The sequence below is a fragment of the Nocardiopsis ganjiahuensis DSM 45031 genome (assembly GCF_000341085.1).
GTDB lineage: Bacteria > Actinomycetota > Actinomycetes > Streptosporangiales > Streptosporangiaceae > Nocardiopsis > Nocardiopsis ganjiahuensis.
This window is the reverse complement of record NZ_ANBA01000028.1, coordinates 79734-101474: the sequence shown is the minus strand read 5'-3', so window position 1 is coordinate 101474 and position 21741 is coordinate 79734. Positions and strand designations below refer to the sequence as shown.

The window sequence follows — 21741 nt, the reverse complement described above, 5'->3', positions numbered from 1 at the left end:
TCAGCCCTCGCAGAGTTCAGCTGTGGTGGTGTCGTCGGGAAGGTCGTCCTCGGTGAAGCCCCACTCCTCTCCGAGCTCCAGCAGGCGGCCGCTCTCCTTGAACTCACCGATGACCCGGTTGATCTCCGAGAGCAGCTCCTCGTCCTCCTGGCGGACGCACAGACCGCCCCAGCCCTTCTCCTCGTTGCCGTCCATCACGGGGTAGAAGGGCTCGGTGACGGTGTACTCGTCCTCCATCTCGCGCTCGATCAGCAGGTAGGTGTGGGACACCGCCAGCATGGACACCGCGTCGACCCGGCCGGACTGCAGCAGCTCGAAGCCGCGGGTCTGGTCCGGGATGAGCTCGAGCTGGTCCCCGGGCACCCCGAAGTACTCGGCGTAGGTCTGCTCCACGGAACCGTTGAGCACCGCGAGCGTGAGGTCGGGGTTGTCGACGAAGTCCTCGAAGTGCTGGATGTCGTGGGGGTTGTCCTTGTCCACCAGGAACGCTTCGGGGGACGTCGCGGTCGGTTCGCTGAACGCGACCTCCTGGCAGCGCTCGGGGGTGATGAACACACCGGCCGCGATGACGTCGTAACGGTTGGCCTGCAGACCCGGGATCAGACCGTCCCAGGTGGTCGCCGAGGCCTGGATCTCCGGGACGCCCAGTTCCTCGAAGACGGCCTTGGCCACCGCCGGGGACTGCCCGGCGGCCTCACCGGTGGAGTCGACGAAGCCGAAGGGCACCTCGTTGGCCAGCGCCACCGCCACGAAGCCCTGTTCGCGGAGGCGTTCGAGAGTGGACTGGCCCCCCTCGCCGTCTCCGCCGCCGCCACCGGAGTCATCGACTCGGCTGCACGCCGCGAGGCCGGCCACAGCGAGCCCGGCGCCTCCCAGTCGAAGGGCGTCTCGACGCCCCCAGGTTCCCCGCCGACGCGCTGGTCCCTGATTGTTCACGACTGCTCCTCGAAAACTCGCGAGTGCGGAGCCTTCGCCCGAAGGACAGGGCGAGGGCGCCGCTCATTCGAATGGTGGATCGCCTCGTGTGGGCGCTTCCGCGGCGCGGTGCCGCGGCCGTGGCCGTTGCCCGGGTGCTCGGGACGACGGCACTGGTACGGGGTCTCCCTCCCCGGGCCCGCCGTGCAGTAACTGAACATGTTTAGTCCGTTATGCACTGGTTATGAGTCATGGCCCGTCGGGTGACCCGATGACACACCCCCTCCGAGCTGGTCACCTGTGCTTGGTGACTATGGGTTCCTGTGCCCGTCACCCAGGGGTTCCTACCGTGCGCACGCGAACGGGCGGGGTCCGAACCCTCGGACCCCGCCCGTTTTGTCAACGCTGTGTGTCCTCCGGACTACGCGGAGGCGTCCTCCTCGACGACCAGCGGGTAGACGCCGTTCTCGTCGTGGACCTCACGCCCGGTGACGGGCGGGTTGAACACGCACAGGACGCGGAAGTCCGTCTTGGGGCGGACCGTGTGCTTCTCGTGGCCGTTGAGCAGGTAGAGGGTGCCCGGGGTGATGGTGTGCTTCTCCCCGGTCTCCTCGTTGGTCAGCTCGGCCTCGCCCTCGATGCAGTGCACGAGTTCGATGTGGTTGGCGTACCAGAACGTCGACTCGGTGCCCGCGTAGAGGACGGTCTCGTGGAAGGAGAAGCCGACCTTCTCCTTGGCCAGGACGATCCGACGGCTGCGCCAGTTCTCGGTCTTGATGTCGGCGTCGGTGTCGTTGACCTCGTCCAGACTGCGAACGATCACTTGTGTCTCCTTCACGCTCTGATGCGCGCTGTATGCGCTGGTGATACACGGTACGGGGCCGACCGGCACCCCGGATGGGGATACCGACCGGCCCCGTCACCGAATTCGGTGGAACCCGTCGGACCGCAACCACCGCGAACGGTGGCCGGAGGGTCCTCAGGCGGGCTGGGACACCTTGACGGCGGCGCGCGCGGCGTCGGCCATGATGTCCAGTCCGGCGGTCAGCTCCTCCTCCGTCGCCGTGAGCGGCGGGAGGAGCTTGGCGACCTCGTCCTCGGGACCGGAGGTCTCGAGGAGCAGGCCGCGGTCGAAGGACTCGGCGGCGACCTTCTTGGCGATGCCGCCCTCGGCGTCGAAGGCCAGGCCGCGGGCCAGGCCGCGACCGCGCACGTGCGCACCGAACTCGGCGTGCTCGGCGGCCATCTCGGCGAGGCGGGCCTCGACCATGTCGCCCTTGGCCTTGGTGGCCTCGGAGAAGGCGTCGTCGGTCCAGAAGCGGCGCAGCGCCTCGGCACCGGTGACCATGGCGGGGTTGAAGCCGCGGAAGGTGCCGTTGTGCTCTCCCGGCTCCCAGACGTCCAGCTCGCGCTTGAACAGCGTGAGCGCCATCGGCAGACCGTAGCCGCTGATGGACTTGGACAGGGTGACGATGTCCGGGGTGATGCCGGCCTCTTCGAAGCTGAAGAACTTGCCGGTGCGGCCGCAGCCCATCTGGATGTCGTCGAGGATCAGCAGGATCCCGTACTCCTTGCAGAGCTCGGAGAGCCCGCGGAGCCACTCGGCGCTGGCGACGTTGATGCCGCCCTCACCCTGGACGGCCTCGACGATGACGGCCGCCGGGGCGTCCAGGCCGCTGCCGCTGTCCTCGAGGAGGCTGCGCAGCCACAGGAAGTCCGGGGTCTTGCCGTCGAGGTAGTTGTCGAACGGCATGGTGGCCACGTGGTCGAGCGGCACACCGGCGCCGCCGCGCTTCATGGAGTTGCCGGTGACGGCCAGGGCGCCCAGGGTCATGCCGTGGAAGCCGTTGGTGAAGTTGATGATGGTCTGGCGACCGGTGTACTTGCGGGCCAGTTTGAGCGCGGCCTCGACCGCGTTGTTCCCCGCGGGGCCGGGGAACTGGATCTTGTAGTCCAGGTTCCTCGGTTTGAGGACGACGTCCTCGAAGGTTTTCAGGAAGTCGCGTTTGGCCGTGCTGTAGGCGTCGAGGCTGTGGACGATCCGGTCGTCCGTCAGGTACTCGATGAGCGAGGTCTTCAACTCGGGGTTGTTGTGACCGTAGTTGAGCGATCCGGCCCCGGCGAAGAAGTCCAGGTACGGCTTGCCCGACTCGTCGTAGACGTGGCTGCCGACGGCCTTGTCGAAGACGACAGGCCAGTTCCGGCAGTATCCGCGGACTTCGGACTCGAGGCGCTGGAAGGTCTCCATCGTGATGTTCCTTGGTTCCTTTCCCCAACTTCGTGGGCTCATGGCTTAGACGAGGGGTGGGTGCAGGATCGCGTTCGATCCGGTACGGACGGTCAGTCGTCGGTGTCGGGGTGCGAGCCGAAGGGCCCGATGCGGACGAGGTCCTCGGGTTCGTGGGGCTCCTCGCCGTGCTTCGGGAAGTGCTCCTCGCCGAAGAGCGGGCTCCACACGGCCTCGGTCCGCCTGCTCCTCGCGAAGGAGGCGAAGAGGGCCCGGGAGGCCTCGTTGTCGGGAGTGACGGTCGCTTCGAGGTACTGAAGGCCCTGCTCGGCGATCGCGTCGCCGATGAAGTCGAGCATCCGGCGGGCCAGCCGCTGACCCCGGTACGCGGAGTCGACGGCCACCTGCCAGAGGAAGTACGTGTCCGGGCTGTCGGGACGGACGTAACCGGTGACGTAGGCCGCCACCCGGCCGTCGGTGTCCCGCGCCACGACGCTGGTCGCGGCGAAGTCCCGGCACCAGAGCGTGTAGGCGTACGGGGAGTTGACGTCCATCCCCGTCTCGCCGGCCAACCGCCACATGTGCGGCCCGTCCTCCGGGGAAGGGTGCGAAAGGCGCACGCCCTCACGGCCCGCGGCCTCTGCGGTCCGGGAGCTCATGGCCCCGCCTTCAGTTCGGTCGCGTGCTTGGAGGTTCGTTCGTAGATGTGGCACGTCGATCGAACTTAGCGAACGAAGGTCAAGGGCGTTTCAGCGAGATTCCGCGCAGATGTTTAAGAGGATCCGTATTGGGTAGGACTCGTTTATTTAGCAGCTTGAAACCGCTCTGACCTGGGCTTTCAGGTGACGCGGGGTAGCCGCCAAGCGCCCTGTTCACGCCCTGCCCATCAGGGGGTTCGACCCCGGGAGCGGGTCCGCGTCGCACAGGGTGAGATCGCTCCTGTCAACGGGCTGTCGACAACCGTCAGGGTCAAACATAGAGCCTCGGCGAGGAATATTAAGCGTGCGTTAAGTCACATCAATTCGGTGGAAACCTCGCGACATAACGCGCAAGCGGGACTGCCCCGCACGTCACACGCTACGCCCGCGGACTCTCGAAAGCCCCTGTGTGCAGGAAATTCCTCCGCGACCGGAGCGACACGCCGGCTTGTCATCTCCTGCCCCGATCGCCCCGCTCCCTTGACACCGACGGGGGCACAAGGGAGCCAACCACCGCTGAACGTCCTTGATGTATCGCCGGTTTTCCATCAGACTCTGTGTAGTACGACCTCATGTAGTACTACAATTAGTCGCACCGCTTCGCCGCAGCCCATGAGGGTCGGGAACGCCCGGGACGGCAGTGCGGCCACGTACTTCACTGACTCGCCGTGGGAACACGGCGAGGACCACTGACCAGGGATCGGAGGCGCCCGTGAACCGCCTGTACCACGAGAGCGAGGACTGGGTCGAGCAGGGAAACTGCCGCTCGTACGACCCCGAGATCTTCTTCCCGGTGAGCAGCACCGGGATCGGCCGCACCGACACGGAGCAGGCCCTGGACGTCTGCCGCAGCTGTACTGTTCGCCCGGAATGCCTGCGGTGGGCCCTTCGCGCCGGTGAAGCTCACGGAGTCTGGGGTGGGACCACCCCGGAACAGCGCCGCTACATGCGCCGCGAGCTGGTACCGGCGGGATAGGCGGGTGGCGGAGCCGCCGGCGCGCGAGGGATCGCGCCCGGCGGCTCCACTCTGCTTCCGCGGTCGGAGCTCCCGCGTACGCGGGTCTTGCGACCCCCGGGAGCACGGCCTAGGTTCACTATCGTGCGACCCGCTCACGGCACACTCCGCCTCACACGCACGGCGCTCCTCGCCGGTGCGTGCACAGGCCTTGCCTGGGTCGGCCACAACCTCTGGGCCGAGAGCCCGGCCGGAGCCGGGGGCTTCCTCCTGGCGACGGCCTTCCTCTTCGGCCTCCTGTGGCGGTTCACCCGGATCATGCGGGGCTTCGGCGACATCTTCGCCGTGATGGCCCTCGCACAGGTCGCCCTGCACCTGATCCTCCAGACGGCGGGGCCCGGCCTCGTCGCGCTCGAGCCCGGAACCGACCACAGCGGGCACGGTCTGCTCTCCCACACCCTCGGCCTCGCGCCGGGGATGCTGTTCGCACACCTGTGGGCGGCCCTGCTCGCCTCGGCGCTGCTGGCCCACGGCGAGTCCGCGCTCTGGTCCCTGGCCACAGCCGTCTCCCGGTCCCTGCCGCGCCTGCTGCGCGTCCCCGGCCTCGTGCTCGAGGTGCCCGGGCAGACGTTCACCGCGCCGTTGCCCACCGCGCCCTCTCCCCCCGAGCCGTCGGCGCACGGCCCCCGCGGACCTCCCGGTTCGTCCGCGTTCCGCCTCTGACCCGGGCCCGGCCCTCCGGGGTCCCGGGCCACCGGGGCGGACGCAGTCGAGAGATCCGGACGAGCACGGGCCCGCCCCGTGCGCTCCGGTCGTGAACCGCACCCGCAACGGCCTGAGAGAAGACCATGAGAAAGCTCCACACCGCAGCCCTGATCGCCCCGTTCGCCGCGGCGCTGCTGCTGGCCCCCGCCCCCGCCTTCGCCCACGACGTGCTCACCGGCTCCAACCCGAAGGACGAGGAGACCCTCGACACCGTCCCCGAGGAGGTCGTACTGACCTTCAACAACTCCCCCATGGAGGGCGGGAGCGGCAGCGCCGTCGTGGTGACCGGCCCCGACGGCGAGGAGCACCAGGAGGGCGACCTGACCTTCGACGGCACCGACGTGTCCGTGGGCCTGGCACCGCTCGCCGAGGCCGGCGAGTACAGCATCGCCTTCCGCGTGGTCTCCTCCGACGGGCACCCCATCCAGGACACCCTGACCTTCTCGGTCACCGAGGACGCCGTCGCGGCGGCCGCCCCCGAGGAGCCCGAGGAGGACCCGGCCGGGGCCGAGGAGGAAGCCGGAGAGAACGCGGAGACCGTCGACGAGTCCCCCGCCGCGGCCGAGGAGGACCCCGCCGCACAGGAGAGCGGTACCTCTCCGGTGATGGTGCTGGCCGGCATCGTCGTGGCGGTCGCCGCCATCGGTGCGGTCGTGCTGGTCGTGGTGCGCATGCGCAACCGCCCCGGAACGGGCTCGGGAGAGGGATCGGCGCAGAAGTAGACCGAGCGCCCGCTCACCGCGCCTGAGGGGCCCGACAACGACCGAGGGGCCCGCACGCCGACGCGTGCGGGCCCCTCCCGTGTCCGTGTGCCTCCGGGGATCTCGGAAGCCCTCGGAGAGGCGCGTTCAGCCGGGGGCCGCCCTGGCTCCCGGAGACGGGCCGAGGCGAAGGCCCGAAGCAGTCACGCGTCAGCGGCGGCGGGCCAGCAGGATGCTGATGTTGTCCTTGCCGCCCGCCTCCATCGCGGCCTGCCACAGGGCGTGCACGGCCGCCTCGTCGCTGCCCGCCTCGGCGATCATCCGCTCCATCTCCTCGGGCAGCACCAGGTCCGACAGGCCGTCGCTGCACATGAGCCAGGCGCTGGGGTCCGCGGCGTCGTCCCGGCCCACGTGGGGGACCATCGACCCGCCCGAGCTGCCGCCCAGGGACTGGGTGATGAAGTTGGTGGTGACGGGACGGCCGTCCTCGGAGGGGGGCAGGGCCGGGGAGTCGTCCTCGGAGAGCTGACGCAGGTGGCGGCCCTCCAGGCGGTAGGTGCGGGAGTCACCCACGTTGAACCAGAAGTTGCCGTCGCTGTTGAGCAGGACCCCCGCGACCGTGGTCCCCATGCCGGAGAACTCGGTGTGTTGGAGGGCGTGGTCCTTGATCTCCTCGTCGATGTTGGTGAGGAGCTGGGCGATCTCCTCCGGCCCGTTCAGTCGCGGCCCCATCTCGGCCATGCGGTGAACCGCGTGCTCGGAGGCGATCTCTCCCGCGGCCTGGCCACCGATCCCGTCCGCGACCGCGAGGATGACGGGCTCACTCACCGGCAGCACGCAGCGGACCGGGGAGGTCATGTTCGCGCTGGCGACGGTGAGAGCTCCCATGACCACGGAGTCCTCGTTGGCGGGGCGGATAGCGCCCCGGTGCGTGAGGGCCGTGACAATGACTTCCCCACCAGCGACACCCATACGCCCTTCCTCCCGTTTCATCGGCCGTGGCCGGTTGCCCGGCGTCTGGCGCCGGGACTTGGTCGAGTCCCGTACAACGTCTGGATCCTGCAACCGTATCGATCCGTCTCGCCGGAGTCGGTCAAAATCCCGCTACATCATGGCGGAAAACCTACGGTTACGCAGTTCCCGAACCGGTTTTCGCCGCCAAAAGTGTTGTGGCGGTTCAACCTGGGACGTGTGTTGTGCCGTCGTCCGGTTCCGGTCTGACAGTAGCGCTGCTGGGACCCGCTCAACAGGGCCTGCCGCCAGGTTCGGTCAACCCGCAGACCAGAGGCCCTGCACGGGAAGCCGTTCGGAAACCGCCGGAGGGGTTCCGGTCGGGTCAGGGGTACCCGGGGGCGAGCGGACCCACGTTGTCGCCTCGCTCACTGTCTGGCAGAATAGGCCGCGTTGGGTGTCTAAGACGCAGACACACACGACCCGCCCCGTGCGGCCCCTGGGCTCAGGACTCGAGCCCTCAGGCGCCCCGGTGGCTCGAACTCTCCCTCGACGGTCGTTTGGTGTGGTCTTGTCGTGCGTCGCTCCCATCTTCTCCACTCTCCGGTATCCACCGTCCGTGCGCCCTGCGCCCGCGCGATGCTCAGCGCTGCCTGGCACCCTCCTCCACCGGTTCCCGGGCCGGCCTTCTCGTCGCCCTGAACCGGCACCGGCCCCGTGAGCCCCTGTCCCCCCGCCCCGTACCGGGCGGCCCGGCACCCCTCACAGCGGCCGGAGAACAGCACACAGTCACACCCGTGAGGATTCCGACTCCCCGCTCCGGAGTCCCCCGGGCCCATCCACGACGGACACCACGGCGGTGTCCAAGGAGTTCAGCCCAGTGAAGATCGCTATGGTCGCCGAACACGCCAACCCCCTTCCCGCCCACCGGGGCGAGCCGGCCTGCCCCGCGAGTCTGCACGCGTGTGCGCTCTCCCGCCAGCTCGCCAAACGCGGTCACAAGGTGACCGTCTACGTGCGCCGCAGTGACCCCGAACAGCCCGACGGCCGCACCCGCATGGCCCGCGGCGTCTCCGTCGCCTACCTGGACGCCGGGCCCGCCCGCCCGCTCGACGACAGTGAGCAGGCCGAGCACACCGGGGCCTTCGGCACCGCGCTCGCCTCCGTCCTCGACGAGGACGTCCCCGACGTCCTGCACGCCATCGGCTGGACCAGCGGACTGGCCGCCCTGCACGCCCAGGCGCACAGCGAGAAGGACCAGAGCGGAACGCCCATCGTCCAGACCTTCCACTCCCTCAACGCCAGCGAGCAGCGCTCCGGCCTCGCCCACCGGCCCGACCGCGCCCGCATGGAGACGATCCTCGCCTCCCGCGCCGACCACGTCCTGGTCAACTCCACCGACCAGCAGGGCGAACTGGCCCGCCTCGGGGTGCCCCGCCACCACGTGAGCGTCGTCCCCTTCGGCGTCGACCCCGACCACTTCAGCGTCGAGGGCAGCGCCTCCGCCGAACCGTGGCAGGCCCGTCGCGAGGAGCGGCCCCGGCTGATCTCCGTGACCTCCCTGACCGGGTCCGGGGGCGCCGAGCGCCTGGTCGAGGCCATGACCCGCCTCCCCGAGGCCGAGCTCCTGCTCGTCTCCACCGCGGACGACCAGGATGTGGCCCTGGACGAGAACGCCCGCAGGATCGAGCTGCTCGCCAAGGAGGCCGGGGTCGACGACCGCGTGCACATGACCGGTCCGGTGGAGCGCAAGGAGCTCCCCCGTCTGCTGCGCTCCGCCGACGTGTACGTCTCCGCCGCCTCCTACGACCCCTACGGCGGCGCCGTCCTGGAGGCCATGGCCTGCGGCCTGCCCGTGGTGGCCACCGCCACCGGCGCGGTCCCCGGGGCCGTCCTGCACCGCACCAGCGGCGTGCTCATGCGCTTCGGCCGCCCCGACGAGGTCGCCCGCTCCGTCCGCGCCGTCCTGAACACGCCGACCATGAGCACGGCCTACGGCATCGCCGCCGTGGACCGCGCCCGCTCCCGGTTCACCTGGCAGCGCATCGCCGTCGAGACCGAGATCGCCTACCAGCGCTCCCGTCCCCAGCAGTCGGACCGGGACGAGGTCGAGGAGGACGAGGCCGACCTCCTCCTGTCCGGTTCGTCGAACTGAACGGCCCTCACACCGATGACGTTCGAACACCAGGGACTGCTCTTTCACCGTGAGAGACGGTTCCACGAGGTGACACGGGAGCGGCTGCGGTCCGCCGTACGCGAGAACGCGCACGTCGTACTCGCCGTCACCGACCCGGCCGTGCTCCTGGGCGGGCTCGACCCGCACGAGCGCGGCCGGGTGCACGTCATCGGACGGGACACCCTCTACGACGCCCCCGGCCGCACCCTGGCCGCCCTGCACCGGCTGGCCCTGGTCCACGGCCCCGTTCCGGTCAGCGTGGTCGCCGAGCCCCCGGTCACCGGCGGTTCGACGATGGAGCTGCGGGAGTGGCACCGGCTGGAGTCGGTACTGAGCACGGCGCTGGCGCCGATGCGCATGCGGTTGCTGTGCGTTCACGACCTGCGCCCCCTGGGGCCGGGCGCCCGCGCCGCGGTCCGCGCCACCCACCCGACGCTCCTGGAGGCGGAGGGCCCCCGCCCCAATCCGGCCTACCTCGGCACCCAGGCCTTCGGGCACCGCCCCCCGGCGCCGGAACCGCTCCCCGTGCGGGGGCCGGTGCACCGGTTGGAGATCGGCCAGTCACTGCCGCGCCTGCGTGAGGACCTCACGTCCTTGGGCACCGGGCTCGGGCTCCCCTCCGATCGGGTGGAAAGCCTGGTCGTGGCGGTGAACGAACTCGCCGCGAACGTGCTCGAGCACGGGGCGGGCAAGGGCAGCGTCCAGGTGTGGCGGGGCGAGGACCGGTGGGTGTGCGACGTCTTCGACGAACGCGGCGGCCTCAGCGACCCGCTCGCCGGCTACCGCCCGGCCGACACCCTCAGACCACGCGGCTACGGGTTGTGGATCACCCGGCAGACCTGCGACTTCCTGGAGATCAGCGGAAGCGGGGAGGGTTCGCTGGTGCGGTTGCACTTCTTGGATCAGGAGCGTGCCGACAGGGCACAGCCGGACGGGACGCGTTCCGACGGGTCACGGGCGGACCACGGAGGACGGCGGGGGCAGGAGGCCCGGCTCACCCCCTGAGCGTCTCCACGGCGTTGTCGGTGCTCGTGTCGATCGGGATGACCTGGTCGATCCCGGCTATCACGAACAGGCGGTTCACCTGCTGCTGGGGTTCGGCGACGACCAGCCCCAACCCGAGGTCGCGGGCCTGCCTGAAGGCCGAGACCAGGACGCCGATGCAGCGGGAGTCGCAGAAGCCCACCTTGGCGAGGTCGACCACCACCCCCGCGGGCAGGGGCGCCGCCAGGACCTCGTCCAGGGCGTCCGCGAGCGCGGGCGAGGTGACGGCGTCCATCTCCCCCACTGGTGTCACGATGACGACGCCATCTTCGCGGCGGATCGAGATGTCTGACGTCACGCTCGGTTCTCCTTGTCGTTCACGTGCACCGCTCGGAGTTCGGCGCTCCCCCGGCCGGACCGACCGCCACTGCTTGCCGCAACGGACGCGAACCCTCATCATGACGGCTTACGGTCACGCTCTGGACTCATCCCGACCTCGGACCCGACCGGGTTCCCGGCCCGTCAGCGCCCGTCCGGCCGGGGCCGGCGCGACCGCTGCGGCCCGGTGTTCTCCGAAACCAGGTCACGGGCCACGTCCACGACCTTCTTGCGGTTGCGCTGGGCCACCTCCCGCAGGGCGGCGAAGGCGGTGTCGGCGTCACAGCCCCGGGCGTGCATGATGATGCCCTTGGCCTGGTCGATCACCGTGCGCGCGGACATCGCGCGGCGCATGTGGGCGGACTCCCGGGCGGCGTCGGCCTGACGGCCGGCGGTGTTCAGGGCCATCGCGGCGTGCTCGGCGAGCAGTGCGGTGAGCTGGGTGACCACCTCCTCGTCGAAGGCGTCGGCCCGACCCGAGTGCACTCCGAAGGTGAGGATCCGGTCCTCGTCCCCGTCGCCGTCCCCGGAGAGCTTGCTGGGCTGGGTGACGGAGGAGCGGTCGCCGCACTGGACCGCCATGCTCGTGTACCGGGGCCAGCGGTGTTCGCGCAGCACGTCGGCGACCCGGACCTGGCGCATCTCCCGGACGGCCTCCACAGTGGGGCCCTCGTCGGTCGTGTACTGGTGTTCCAGGGCCTCGGAGAGATCGGAGTGTGACGCACCGTAGTCGGCGACCACATGGCGGATGGATCCGTCCGATCCCACCACCTCGCGCCAGACCACCACCAGGGCGGCCGAGCACCCGGGCACCCCGAGGGCGGCGGCCCTGCTCATCTGGTCCAGGGCCCGTTCGAGCGTGGTGTTCTCCGCCTGTCCCAGCGCGCCGATGTCACGGGCGAGGTGTTCGATCCACACCGTCCGAACCTCCTCCAGAAGTCCCGGGTTCCAGCACCAAAGGTAACCTTCGGGGGACCCTCGACCGGACAGCAGTCAGCTTCGGCCGGGAGACATCGGAGACAACGGTGTCAGGCCCGCCCCTGACGGGTACTGGCAAGACGCCCTCGAAGATGACCGGGAGACCGTGAGCGTGTCGGAGAACCTCGCCGATCTGCAACGCGAGATCGCTGCGCTGAGTGAACGCATAGCCGCACTGCGCAATACGCACGCCATGTACCCGGACGACGCCCAGGGCACCGCCGAGGCCGCCCTGGCCGAACTGGAGTACACCGAGCGCCTGCTCGGGGCGGCCGGGGCCGAACTGGCCCGCGCGCACAGTGAGCCGCCCGAACCCCGCAGGCCCCCCGAGGACGGTGACCGCGCCCTGCTGCGCGCCGTCTTCAACGAACTCAGCGTTCCGGTGCTCCTGCTGGACCACGACGGATACGTCCGCAGGATCAACAACGCCGGGGCCACCCAGCTGGGCAGCGCGCCCGGCTACCTCACCGGCAAACCCTTCGCCCACTTCGTGGACCTGCGCAAGCGTGCGGCCATGCGGTCGTGGCTGGCCGCGGTGCTGCGCGGGGACGGCCCCGCGCACCTGGAGTCGCGGCTGGCCCAGCGCGGCTGGGCGGAGGACGTGCACCTGACCCTCACCCGCCTGGAGCTGCCCACCGAGGCGCATCCGCTGGTACTGGTGGCGATGTCCCCGCCCATGAACGGCACCGAGGAGGAGGGCCCCGCCCCGCTGGAGTCGGAGGTCGAGGACCAGGTCGTGGTGCTGGCCGCCCGCCGGCTGGACGTGCTGACCCGGATGACCCGGCTCCTGCTGCGCGGCACCACCCCGACCAGGGACCTCGCGCTGACCGACGCGGGGGACCTGTTGGCCGACTCGTACGCGGACTGGGTGATCGTCGACGTCTGCGACCTGCCCGGGGACCCGAAGGCGGCCCGCCGGGCGGCCGTGGTGGGCCCGGCCGACGCCCCGGAGGGCCAGTGCGAGGAGGTCCGGGCACTGCTCCCGGGCGACTCGGACATCCCCGGCGAGGTCCTGGGGCGCGGCCAGTCGCTGCTGTTCCCGCTGATCGAGGACGAGACGGTCCTGGGCCACACGGGAGCGGGAGCCCCACTGCTGTCCGTGCTCGGCGCGGGTTCGCTGCTCTCGGTGCCGCTGAGGGGCAGCCGCGGCGTCCGGGGCGCCCTCACCCTGATCCGCCGCAGCAACCGGGGCAGCTTCCGCCTGGCCGACCTCGGCCTCATCGAGGAGATCGGCGAGCACATCGGCCTGGCCCTGCCGCCACGCCCCCAGTGAGGGAGCCCGCGCCGCTCCCGCACGGCCCCGCTGCTGCGGCCGGGCGCCGGGCCCGGCGGGAACCCGGACACCGCCTCCGCACCGGGGACGCGCGCGGCTCCGGCCTCTCGGGGTTCGACACGGGACGGGAGTGTCCGCGGGTGCCCCCGGTCCCTCTTACCCGCCGGTCCTATTCGTCGGGGCCGTGGAGGGTGTCGACCAGGGTGGACAGGCGGGAGGCCGAGCGGTCCACGCGGCGGACGGCGTCCACCAGGGGCTGGTCGACGTCCTGGTAGTTGTCCACGACGTGCTCGCGCAGCGAGGCCAGGTCGGACTGGACCTGGCGGGAGCGCTGGGCGAGCTGTTCGGCGAGGACCTTCCCGGGCTCGCCGGTCTCCTGGTTGAGGATGCGCTGGAGCGACCTGGCCTGTTCGCGCATCTGCGCCTTGAGCTGGTGCAGCTCCACGAACACCTCGACCTTGGAGCGCAGCACCCACGGGTCGAACGGCTTGATCAGGAAGTCCACCGCCCGCGAGGAGTAGCCGCGGAAGACCTGGTGCCGGTCGACCTCCTGGGCGGTCAGGAAGATGATCGGCACGTCCTTGGTCTTCTCGCGCTGCTTGATGTGCGCGGCGGTCTCGTACCCGTCCATGCCGGGCATGATCACGTCGAGCAGGATGACCGCGAAGTCGGTGCCCAGAAGGTGCTTCAGCGCCTCCTCGCCGGAGTTGGCCCGGACCAGGTTCTGGTCGAGGGAGGTGAGGGCCGCCTCCAAAGCGATGAGGTTCTCGTCGCGGTCGTCGACGAGAAGGATGTTGGCCTTCTGAGTCACTGCTGGCTACTCCGAGTCGTTGGGCGGGGCGCTACCGGTGCTGCCAGTGTCCCCGTTCGCTTCGCTGTTATCCCTGGTGTCGCTGTGAGCCTTGTGATCCGTGGCGCCATTGTGCCCGTCCGAGGACTCCGCCGTGCCGGCGGCCCTCAGATCGTCGCCCGCGGCACCGGCCCTGGTCTCCTCCGGATCCGCCGTGAGCCACCTGCGCATCACGTCCAGGAGGTGGTCCAGGTCCACCGGCTTGGTCACGTAGTCGGTGGCGCCCGCCGCGAGGCTGCGCTCCCGGTCGCCCTGCATGGCCTTGGCCGTGAGGGAGATGATCGGCAGGTCCTCGAACTGCGGCATCTCACGGATCCGCTGAGTGGTCTGGTTGCCGTCCAGCTCGGGCATCATCACGTCCATCAGGACGAGTGAGATGTCCTCGTTGGCCTCCAGCTTCTCGATCCCCGTGTGGCCGTTGTCAGCGTAGAGGACCTCCAGGCCCTGGGCTTCGAGGGCGCTGGTCAGCGCGAAGACGTTGCGCACGTCGTCGTCGACGATCAGCACCCGCTGGCCGGTGAGGACGGCGCGGCGCTCCGGGTCGGGCCGGGCCTCGGCCGCCTCCTGGGAGGCCTCCTGCTCCGCGCCGGTGGTCTCGGCGGGTTCGGGGGACTTGAGCACCTGCACCATCGGCAGCGGTTCGACCGACTCGCCGGCGTCGGTCAGGGCCGCCACGACCGCGTCGAAGTCCTCGTCCGGCAGGTCGAGGTCGCTGTCGCCGAGGTCCGGCAGGGAGTCGTAGTCGATCCGGCTCTGTTCGAGCGCGGGGATCGGCTCCATCGCGGGGATCTCGTCGGCGGTCTCCCCCGCGTCCTCGGGCAGGCGCACCGGGAGCAGCAGGGTGAAGGTGGACCCCTGGTTGGCCACGCTCTGCACCCGGATCTCACCGCCGAGCAGGCGGGCGAAGTTCCGGCTGATGGAGAGCCCCAGCCCGGTGCCGCCGAAGCGCCGGGAGGTACCGCCGTCGCCCTGGTGGAAGGCCTCGAAGATCACCTGGAGCTTGTCCTCGGCGATCCCGATGCCGGTGTCGGCGACCGTGAACGCGATGACCTCCTCGTTTTCCACGAACATGTCGAGGTCGGTGTCCTCCAGCGCCCAGGCCGGTTCGATCAGCAGCCGCACCTCGCCCTGCGGGGTGAACTTGACCGCGTTGGAGAGCAGGTTGCGCAGGATCTGCTGGAGGCGCTGCTCGTCGGTCCACAGGGTGCCGGGGATGTCCGGGGAGACGTCCACCGCGAACGCCAGCCCCTGCTCGCCGGTGACCGGCCGGAAGGTGGCCTCCACGTAGTCGACGAGCTGCGCGATCGAGACCTCGCTGGGCTGCACCTCGGCGCGGCCCGCCTCCACCTTGGACAGGTCGAGGATCTCGTCGATGAGCAGCAGCAGGTCGCTGCCGGCCTTGTGGATGGTCTGGGCGAACTCCACCTGCTTGGCGGACAGGTTCTGCTCGGCGTTGTCGGCGAGCAGCCGGGCCAGGATCAGCAGGCTGTTCAGCGGGGTGCGCAGCTCGTGCGACATGTTCGCCAGGAACTCGGACTTGTACTTGGACGAGACCTGGAGCTGGTGGGCGCGCTCCTCCAGGGCGTTGCGGGAACGCTGGATCTGCTGGTTCTGGAGTTCGATCGCGCGGTTCTGGTTGGCCAGCTGGGTGGCCTTCTGGCGCAGCTCCGCGTTCTTGCCGCGCAGCTCCTCCTGCTGGCGCTGGAGCTCGTTGGAGCGCTCGCGCAGCTGGCTGGTGAGCTGCTGGGACTGCTCGAGCAGGTGCTCGGTGCGGTTGTTGGCCAGGATGGTGTTGATGGTGGTGCCGAGCAGGGCGACCAGCTGGCGCAGGAAGTTCTTGTGGATCTCGCGGAACTCGTCGTAGGAGCCGAACTCCACCACGCCCAGCGAGCGCCCCTCCGTCACGATCGGCAGGATGTACAGGTGGCGCGGCTGGGCACCGCCCAACCCGGACTCGACCATCACGTACCCGGGCGGGATGTTGGAGATCTGCTGCTCGACCTGCTGGGACAGGGCCTCCCCGGCCAGGCCGACGCCCTTGCGGATGCGCTTGCGCTCCTCGGGCGGGTCGAAGCCGAAGCCCGCGTAGAGGCGGAAGACGCCCTCGTTGTCCTGGTCCTCGGGCAGGTAGCAGGCACCGTGCTGGGCGCCGATCAGCGGCGTGACCTCGGTCATGATCAGGCGGGCGAGCTCGTTGAGGTCGCGGTGGCCCTGGATGTGGCCGGAGATGCGGGCCAGGTTGGACTTGAGCCAGTCGGCGTCGTTCTGGTCCGCGGTGGTCTCGCGCAGGTTGGACACCATCAGGTTGATGTTGTCCTTGAGCTGTTCCATCTCGCCGCGGGTGTCGACCTGGATGTTGCGGGTCAGGTCGCCCTTGGCCACGGCGTTGGCGACCTCGGCGATCGCGCGGACCTGGGTGGTGAGGTTGCCCGCCAGGCCGTTCACGCTGTCGGTGAGCTGCTTCCACGTGCCGGTGACGCCCTCGACCTTGGCCTGTCCGCCCAGCTGCCCCTGGCTGCCCACCTCGTGCGCCACCCGGGTGACCTCGGTGGCGAAGGCCGACAGCTGGTCCACCATCGTGTTCACCGTCGTCTTCACCTCCAGGATCTCGCCCTGGGCGTTGACGTCGATCTTCTTGTTGAGGTCACCGGCGGCGACCGCGGTCGTGACCTCGGAGATGTTGCGCACCTGGGTGGTGAGGTTGTGCGACATCGAGTTCACGTTCTCGGTGAGGTCGTTCCAGATGCCGGAGACGCCCTTGACGCTGGCGCGCCCGCCGAGCTTGCCCTCGGTGCCCACCTCGCGGGCCACGCGCGTGACCTCGTCGGCGAACGCGGACAGCTGGTCGACCATCACGTTGATGGTCTCCTTCAGCTCCAGCATCTCGCCCTTGGCGTTGACGGTGACCTTCTTCGACAGGTCGCCGGCGGCGACCGCCCGGGTGACCATGGAGATCTGCCGCACCTGGTAGGTCAGGTTGTTGGCCATCGAGTTCACGTTGTCCGTGAGGTCCTTCCAGACCCCGGACACGTCGCGCACGTGGGCCTGGCCGGCCAGCTTGCCCTCGGTACCCACCTCACGGGCCACCCTGGTGACCTCGTCCGCGAACGTGGACAGCTGGTCCACCATCTTGTTGATGGTGTCCTTCATGTCGAGCATCTCGCCCTGGGCGTCGACGGTGATCTTCTTGCTCAGGTCGCCCTTGGCGACCGCCGTCGTCACCTGCGAGATGTTGCGGACCTGGTAGGTGAGGCTGTTGGCCATCGAGTTGACGTTGTCGGTCAGGTCCTTCCAGATGCCCGACACGCCCTTGACGTTGGCGCGGCCGCCCAGCTTGCCCTCGGTACCCACCTCACGGGCCACCCTGGTGACCTCGTCCGCGAGGGAGTCGAGCTGGTCGACCATGGTGTTCACGGTGTTCTTCAGGGCCAGCATCTCGCCCTGGACGTCCACCTCGACCTTGCGGGTCAGGTCGCCCCGGGCCACCGCCGTCGTCACCTTGGAGATGTCGCGGACCTGGTTGGTCAGGTTGTCCGCCATGGAGTTCACGTTGTCCGTGAGGTTCTTCCAGATGCCCTGGACCCCTCGGACGTTGGCGCGGCCGCCCAGCTTGCCCTCGGTGCCTACCTCGCGGGCCACGCGCGTGACCTCGTCCGCGAACGTGGACAGCTGGTCCACCATCGTGTTGAACGTGTCCTTGAGCTCGAGCATCTCGCCCTGGACGTCGATGGTGATCTTCTTGCTGAGGTCGCCCCGGGCGACGGCGGTGGTGACGGTGGAGATGTCGCGGACCTGGAGGGTGAGGCGGGAGGCCATCTGGTTGACCGACTCGGTGACCTCGCGCCAGGCGCCGGAGACGTCCTCGACGTTGGCGCTGCCGCCCAGCTTGCCCTCGGTGCCCACCTCGCGGGCCACGCGGGTGACCTCCTCGGTGAAGCCGCTCATCTGGTCGGCCATCCGGTTCACCGTGTTGGCCAGCCGCAGCAGGTCGCCCTTGAGCTCGCCCCGGCGGCCCTCGGTGGAGGCCCTGCGGTTCAGTTCGCCCTCGGCGACCGAGTCCAGGACCCGGGCGACGTCGGTGACGGGTTCGGCGACCTCGTCCAGGAGGACGTTGAGGGCTCTGGCGCTGTTGCCCCAGGCGCCCCGGGCCGGATGGACGTTGACCCGCTCGTTGAGCCGGCCCTCGTCGCGCACGACGTCGCCGACCCGCTGAAGCTCGGTGCTGAGCTGCTCGCTGTGGTCGATCACCTCGTTGAACACCGAGGTGATCTCGCGAATCCTGCCGCTGCCACGCGACCTGAGCCGGACGCTGAAGTCACCGTCACGCATCCGGTACAGGGCACTCAGGATCTCGTCGAGCTGGTCGTCGGCCAGTTCCGTGACCGCCTCGGGCATGAACCCCTCCTCAATCCCGCACGTCTTCTCGGCTGCCGAACCCGCGCGGCCAGACCCGCCCGGCCCGCGGTGGGCCGGTCCCGTACGAACCGCACGCACGGGACACACAGGCACGCATGTCTCATGCGAGCCCTCGGCGACACCCCGTCACGCTATCGTCGCGAGGTACCACCCGAAAGAAGCGGATGTGTCGTCTTACACTAACTGGCCACGGCATTGTGCACAGGAGGGTTCGCCATGTTCCCCTTGTGCCCGCGACCGACCGGTCGGAAGCGTGCCCGCCCGCCCCGGCGATCGGAGGGGCCACCAGGCGGGTTCCGTGTGGATCCCGGTTCCCCGGGGGAACAGCACGCGTATCGTGGCAGTGGCCACCACTCCCACACCCGCGCCCAGTGACGAAGGACACCGACGGCTTGGCAGCACAAGACGCGTTGAAGGTCGCTCGACGAGAGTTCCCCCCTGCTCCCGAGACCGCGGCGGCCGCCCGAGAGTTCGTGTACGACACCCTCCTGACCTGGGGTGTGCCCGACCCCTTCGACGACATCATCCTGCTGGTCAGCGAATTGGTCACCAACGCCGTCATCCACGCGGACTCGGCGCTGGAGGTGACCGTGCGCCGTTCGGAGGGTTCGACCGAGGTCATGGTCACCGACTCCGCGCCCGAGCGGGCCGTCCCGCAGGCCGGGCCGCTGGCCGTGGACACCTCGCCCTCCACCGGTGAGGAACGCAGCGGCGGCCTGGGCCTGGCCCTGGCGTCGGCGATCGCCTCCAGCTGGGGCGTGAGCTACGGGCGCAACGACAAGGCCGTGTGGTTCCGGATCGAGGACAAGGCCGGCGATCACCCTTCGCTGGAGTCCCCTCCGGTGCGCAGGGGCCCCTCCCGCCCCGTGCGGCCGCCCGCGTGGTCGGCCCTGGACTCGGCGCTGAACTCCCGGCTGTCCCTGCCCCAGCTGCTGGAACGCACCGTGGAGTACGCGACCACGGCGCTGAGCGGGGACTCCGCCTACATCGCGCTGGCCACCTCCGACGAGACCATGTGGGAGGTGCGCGCGGCGGTCGGTCTGACCGGTGGAGCGCACTGGCGTCCGCTGCGGGTGCGCACCGAGGAGATCTTCCCGTCGGCCGCGCCCGAGCAGGGCCCGGTGATCAACGACGACCTGATGATCGCCCGCGCCACGCGGGGCGCCCTGGCCAGGGGCGGGATGCGTTCGCTGGTGACGGCGCCGCTGATCGTCGACGGCCGGGTGACCGGGCTGCTCGGTGTGGCCTCGACCCGGGCCAGGCACTTCGGTCCGGCGGCGGCCAAACGGCTCCAGGAGGGCGCGGACCTGATCGCGCTCCCGGTGGAGCGGTCCCGGCTGGCCGAGGTCGAACTGAGCCGCCGCGCCTCGCTGAGCTTCCTGGCCGAGGCCAGCGACCTGCTCGCGGGCACCCTGGACGAGCGGATGACGGGCGCGCTGGCCGCGCAGCTGATCACCTCGCGGATGGGCCGGTGGTGCGCCATCCACACCATCAACGAACTGGGTGTCTCCAAGCTGACGCACGTGGTGCACGGCGACGAGAACCTCAACGACCTCCTGCGGTCCCTGCTGACCGCGCTGCCCCCGCGTGAGCAGCGCGAGCCCGGACCGCTGTGGTCGCACCAGGAACTGGTGCAGGAGGGGCTGGACGAGCAGATCACCGGCTCGATCGCCCGGGGCCCGGCGATCAGCATTCCGCTGGTCGCGCACGGCCGGGCGCTGGGCCGGATGACGATCGGCAAGAACGATTCGGACGACTTCACCCGCGAGGAGGCCGACGTCGCCGACGACCTCAGCCGCCGGGTGGCGTCGGCGATGGAGAACGCCCGGCTGCACGAGCGGCACACGTCGATGAGCACGGCGCTCCAGCGCAGCCTCCTTCCGCCCAAGGACAAGGAGCCGGTGATCCCCGGTGTGGACCACGCGGTCTACTACCGGCCCTCGGACGAGCGCAGCGAGGTGGGCGGCGACTTCTACGACGTGTTCTCCGCGAGCGGGCGCTGGTGCTTCGCGATCGGCGACGTGTGCGGCACCGGCCCGGAGGCCGCCGCGGTCACCGGCCTGGCCCGGCACACCCTGCGCGCCCTGGCCCGGGAGGGCTTCACCCCGGCGCACATCATGCAGCGGCTGAACCTGGCGATCCTGGACGAGAACACCTCGACCCGGTTCCTGACCATGCTGTACGGCGAGATGACCCCGGCCACGGACGCCGCGGGCGGCATGCGGGTGCGCATGGTCTCGGCCGGGCACCCGCTGCCGATGCGCCTCAACCAGAAGGGCGAGGTGGAGTCCTTCGGTACGTCGCAGCCGCTGCTGGGCGCCTTCGAGGACGTCGGCTTCAGCACGGAGAGCGTGGACATCCGCCCCGGCGAGGTGGTGCTCGCGGTCACCGACGGCGTCACCGAGCGGCGCAGCGGTTCGGACATGCTCGGCGACGAGGGACTGGAGAAGATCTTCTCCGGCGCGGCCGGGCTGACCGCCCAGGCGGTGATCAGCCGTATCGAGCGCGAACTCGAGGAGTACGCCCCCGGCGGCAACAAGGACGACACCGCGATGCTCGTGCTGCGCTTCCTCTAGGGAGTGTTCCGCGGATGCTTTCGGTGGGCTCGGCGCTTGCGTCGATGTCCGTGAGCGGCCGTCCAGGCAATCTCTCGCCAGACGATGAGCGAAGGTCAGCCTGGGTTTGGCTGTCCGAGTGATATCGGTGCAGCGAGAGGCAGCCTGGTGGTCGCGAACCCGAAATGATCCAAGGAACACGATCTAGGGAGTCCCCGGGGTCGGCGGGGCCGGGTCCGGTCAGAGCCAGCCCATGTCCTGGGCGGTGCGGATGGCGGCCATGCGGTTGTCGGCGCCGGTCTTGCCGATGGCGTTGGACAGGTAGTTGCGCACCGTGCCCTCGGTGAGGTGCAGGCTCTTGGCGATGCGGGCGACGGTGGCGCCGTCGGCGGCGGCGCGCAGCACCTCGGCCTCGCGGTCGGTGAGCGGGCTCTCCCCGCCGACCATCGCCGCGGCGGCGAGTTCGGTGTCGATGTAGCGGCCGCCCTCGTGGACCTTGCGGATGGCGCCGGCGAGCTGCTCGACGGGGGCGTCCTTGGCGAGGAAGCCGCGGGCTCCCGAGGCCAGGGCGCGGCGCAGGTAGCCGGGGCGGCCGAAGCTGGTGAGGATGACGACCCCGCAGCCGGGGGCCCGCTTCTTCAGCTCCGCGGCGGCCTCCAGGCCGGTGGCCCCGGGCATCTCGATGTCCAGGACCGCGATGGCGGCGTCGTGCTCGAGGACGGTGTCCACCACCTGGTCCCCCCGGCCGACCTCGGCGACGACCTCCAGGTCCTCCTCCAGGCCGAGCAGTGCGGCGATCGCTCCGCGCACGAGGTGTTCGTCGTCGGCCAGCACGAGCTTGATCACGGGTGGACCTTCCCTGTCGCAGCCGCGTTTCGGGGGCGCGGGCACGGTATCGTTCCGGACATTGTGGTGCATA

At 70.0% G+C, this 21741-nt stretch carries 17 protein-coding genes; 7 read left to right on the top strand and 10 right to left on the bottom strand.

The features are described from left to right. The 4 genes from ehuB to ectA form a co-directional block, all read right to left on the bottom strand. A complete protein-coding gene (ehuB, locus tag D458_RS0129590) occupies positions 1 to 855 on the bottom strand; it encodes an ectoine/hydroxyectoine ABC transporter substrate-binding protein EhuB (protein ID WP_017590338.1) in 855 nt (284 codons plus the stop codon). A gap of 481 nt (positions 856 to 1336) precedes the next feature. Beyond that, positions 1337 to 1738, bottom strand: coding sequence for an ectoine synthase (locus D458_RS0129585; RefSeq protein WP_017590337.1), 402 nt, complete (start codon positions 1736 to 1738; stop codon positions 1337 to 1339). A gap of 156 nt (positions 1739 to 1894) precedes the next feature. Beyond that, complete coding sequence (ectB, locus tag D458_RS0129580; RefSeq protein WP_017590336.1) at positions 1895 to 3163, bottom strand: diaminobutyrate--2-oxoglutarate transaminase; 1269 nt, start codon at positions 3161 to 3163, stop codon at positions 1895 to 1897. Between the two features lie 92 nt (positions 3164 to 3255). Continuing rightward, on the bottom strand, positions 3256 to 3801 hold the full coding sequence (ectA, locus tag D458_RS0129575; protein ID WP_083936468.1) for a diaminobutyrate acetyltransferase: 546 nt from the start codon (positions 3799 to 3801) through the stop codon (positions 3256 to 3258). Between the two features lie 751 nt (positions 3802 to 4552). On the opposite strand from ectA, the gene D458_RS0129570 reads away from it, so the two are divergent. From D458_RS0129570 to D458_RS0129560, 3 genes are all read left to right on the top strand, one after another. Further along, positions 4553 to 4816 (top strand): WhiB family transcriptional regulator, encoded by a 264-nt coding sequence (locus D458_RS0129570; protein ID WP_017590334.1) that lies wholly within the window; start codon positions 4553 to 4555, stop codon positions 4814 to 4816. A 123-nt stretch (positions 4817 to 4939) separates the two neighbouring features. Further along, complete coding sequence (locus D458_RS0129565; protein WP_017590333.1) at positions 4940 to 5518, top strand: hypothetical protein; 579 nt, start codon at positions 4940 to 4942, stop codon at positions 5516 to 5518. A 125-nt stretch (positions 5519 to 5643) separates the two neighbouring features. Continuing rightward, entirely contained in the window at positions 5644 to 6282 is a 639-nt protein-coding gene (locus D458_RS0129560) for a copper resistance CopC family protein (RefSeq protein WP_017590332.1), read from the top strand. A gap of 189 nt (positions 6283 to 6471) precedes the next feature. On the opposite strand, the gene D458_RS0129555 is transcribed toward D458_RS0129560, so the two are convergent. Next, complete coding sequence (locus D458_RS0129555) at positions 6472 to 7233, bottom strand: PP2C family protein-serine/threonine phosphatase (protein WP_017590331.1); 762 nt, start codon at positions 7231 to 7233, stop codon at positions 6472 to 6474. An 859-nt stretch (positions 7234 to 8092) separates the two neighbouring features. On the opposite strand from D458_RS0129555, the gene D458_RS0129550 reads away from it, so the two are divergent. Both D458_RS0129550 and D458_RS0129545 read left to right on the top strand, forming a co-directional pair. Further along, on the top strand, positions 8093 to 9367 hold the full coding sequence (locus tag D458_RS0129550; protein ID WP_026119807.1) for a glycosyltransferase: 1275 nt from the start codon (positions 8093 to 8095) through the stop codon (positions 9365 to 9367). A gap of 15 nt (positions 9368 to 9382) precedes the next feature. After that, positions 9383 to 10393 (top strand): anti-sigma factor RsbA family regulatory protein, encoded by a 1011-nt coding sequence (locus D458_RS0129545; RefSeq protein WP_017590329.1) that lies wholly within the window; start codon positions 9383 to 9385, stop codon positions 10391 to 10393. Here the strand turns inward: D458_RS0129545 and D458_RS0129540 are convergent. Both D458_RS0129540 and D458_RS0129535 read right to left on the bottom strand, forming a co-directional pair. Next, positions 10383 to 10730: an STAS domain-containing protein gene (locus D458_RS0129540; protein ID WP_026119806.1), complete on the bottom strand. Its 348-nt coding sequence runs from the start codon at positions 10728 to 10730 to the stop codon at positions 10383 to 10385. The genes D458_RS0129545 and D458_RS0129540 overlap by 11 nt on opposite strands. A 164-nt stretch (positions 10731 to 10894) precedes the next feature. Next, positions 10895 to 11668, bottom strand: a complete 774-nt coding sequence (locus tag D458_RS0129535; protein ID WP_017590327.1) for a GAF and ANTAR domain-containing protein — start codon at positions 11666 to 11668, stop codon at positions 10895 to 10897. A gap of 172 nt (positions 11669 to 11840) precedes the next feature. Between D458_RS0129535 and D458_RS0129530 the strand changes: the two genes are divergently transcribed. Further along, the gene (locus tag D458_RS0129530) at positions 11841 to 13001 is read left to right on the top strand and encodes a PAS domain-containing protein (protein WP_026119805.1); all 1161 of its coding nucleotides are present in this window, start codon (positions 11841 to 11843) and stop codon (positions 12999 to 13001) included. A 169-nt stretch (positions 13002 to 13170) separates the two neighbouring features. On the opposite strand, the gene D458_RS0129525 is transcribed toward D458_RS0129530, so the two are convergent. Next, complete coding sequence (locus D458_RS0129525; protein WP_017590325.1) at positions 13171 to 13812, bottom strand: response regulator; 642 nt, start codon at positions 13810 to 13812, stop codon at positions 13171 to 13173. A gap of 6 nt (positions 13813 to 13818) precedes the next feature. Beyond that, entirely contained in the window at positions 13819 to 18246 is a 4428-nt protein-coding gene (locus D458_RS0129520; RefSeq protein WP_017590324.1) for a HAMP domain-containing protein, read from the bottom strand. Between the two features lie 431 nt (positions 18247 to 18677). On the opposite strand from D458_RS0129520, the gene D458_RS0129515 reads away from it, so the two are divergent. Further along, the gene (locus tag D458_RS0129515; protein WP_026119804.1) at positions 18678 to 20843 is read left to right on the top strand and encodes a SpoIIE family protein phosphatase; all 2166 of its coding nucleotides are present in this window, start codon (positions 18678 to 18680) and stop codon (positions 20841 to 20843) included. 219 nt (positions 20844 to 21062) lie between these two features. On the opposite strand, the gene D458_RS0129510 is transcribed toward D458_RS0129515, so the two are convergent. Then, entirely contained in the window at positions 21063 to 21668 is a 606-nt protein-coding gene (locus D458_RS0129510) for a response regulator transcription factor (RefSeq protein WP_017590322.1), read from the bottom strand. Between the last annotated feature and the right edge of the window lie 73 nt (positions 21669 to 21741).

Coding starts and splice junctions, on each gene's coding strand:
- ectB (WP_017590336.1), bottom strand. CDS start 3,163: ATGGAGACCTTCCAGCGCCTCGAGTCCGAAGTCCGCGGATACTGCCGG.
- ectA (WP_083936468.1), bottom strand. CDS start 3,801: ATGAGCTCCCGGACCGCAGAGGCCGCGGGCCGTGAGGGCGTGCGCCTT.
- D458_RS0129560 (WP_017590332.1), top strand. CDS start 5,644: ATGAGAAAGCTCCACACCGCAGCCCTGATCGCCCCGTTCGCCGCGGCG.
- D458_RS0129555 (WP_017590331.1), bottom strand. CDS start 7,233: ATGGGTGTCGCTGGTGGGGAAGTCATTGTCACGGCCCTCACGCACCGG.
- D458_RS0129545 (WP_017590329.1), top strand. CDS start 9,383: ATGACGTTCGAACACCAGGGACTGCTCTTTCACCGTGAGAGACGGTTC.
- D458_RS0129520 (WP_017590324.1), bottom strand. CDS start 18,246: ATGCCCGAGGCGGTCACGGAACTGGCCGACGACCAGCTCGACGAGATC.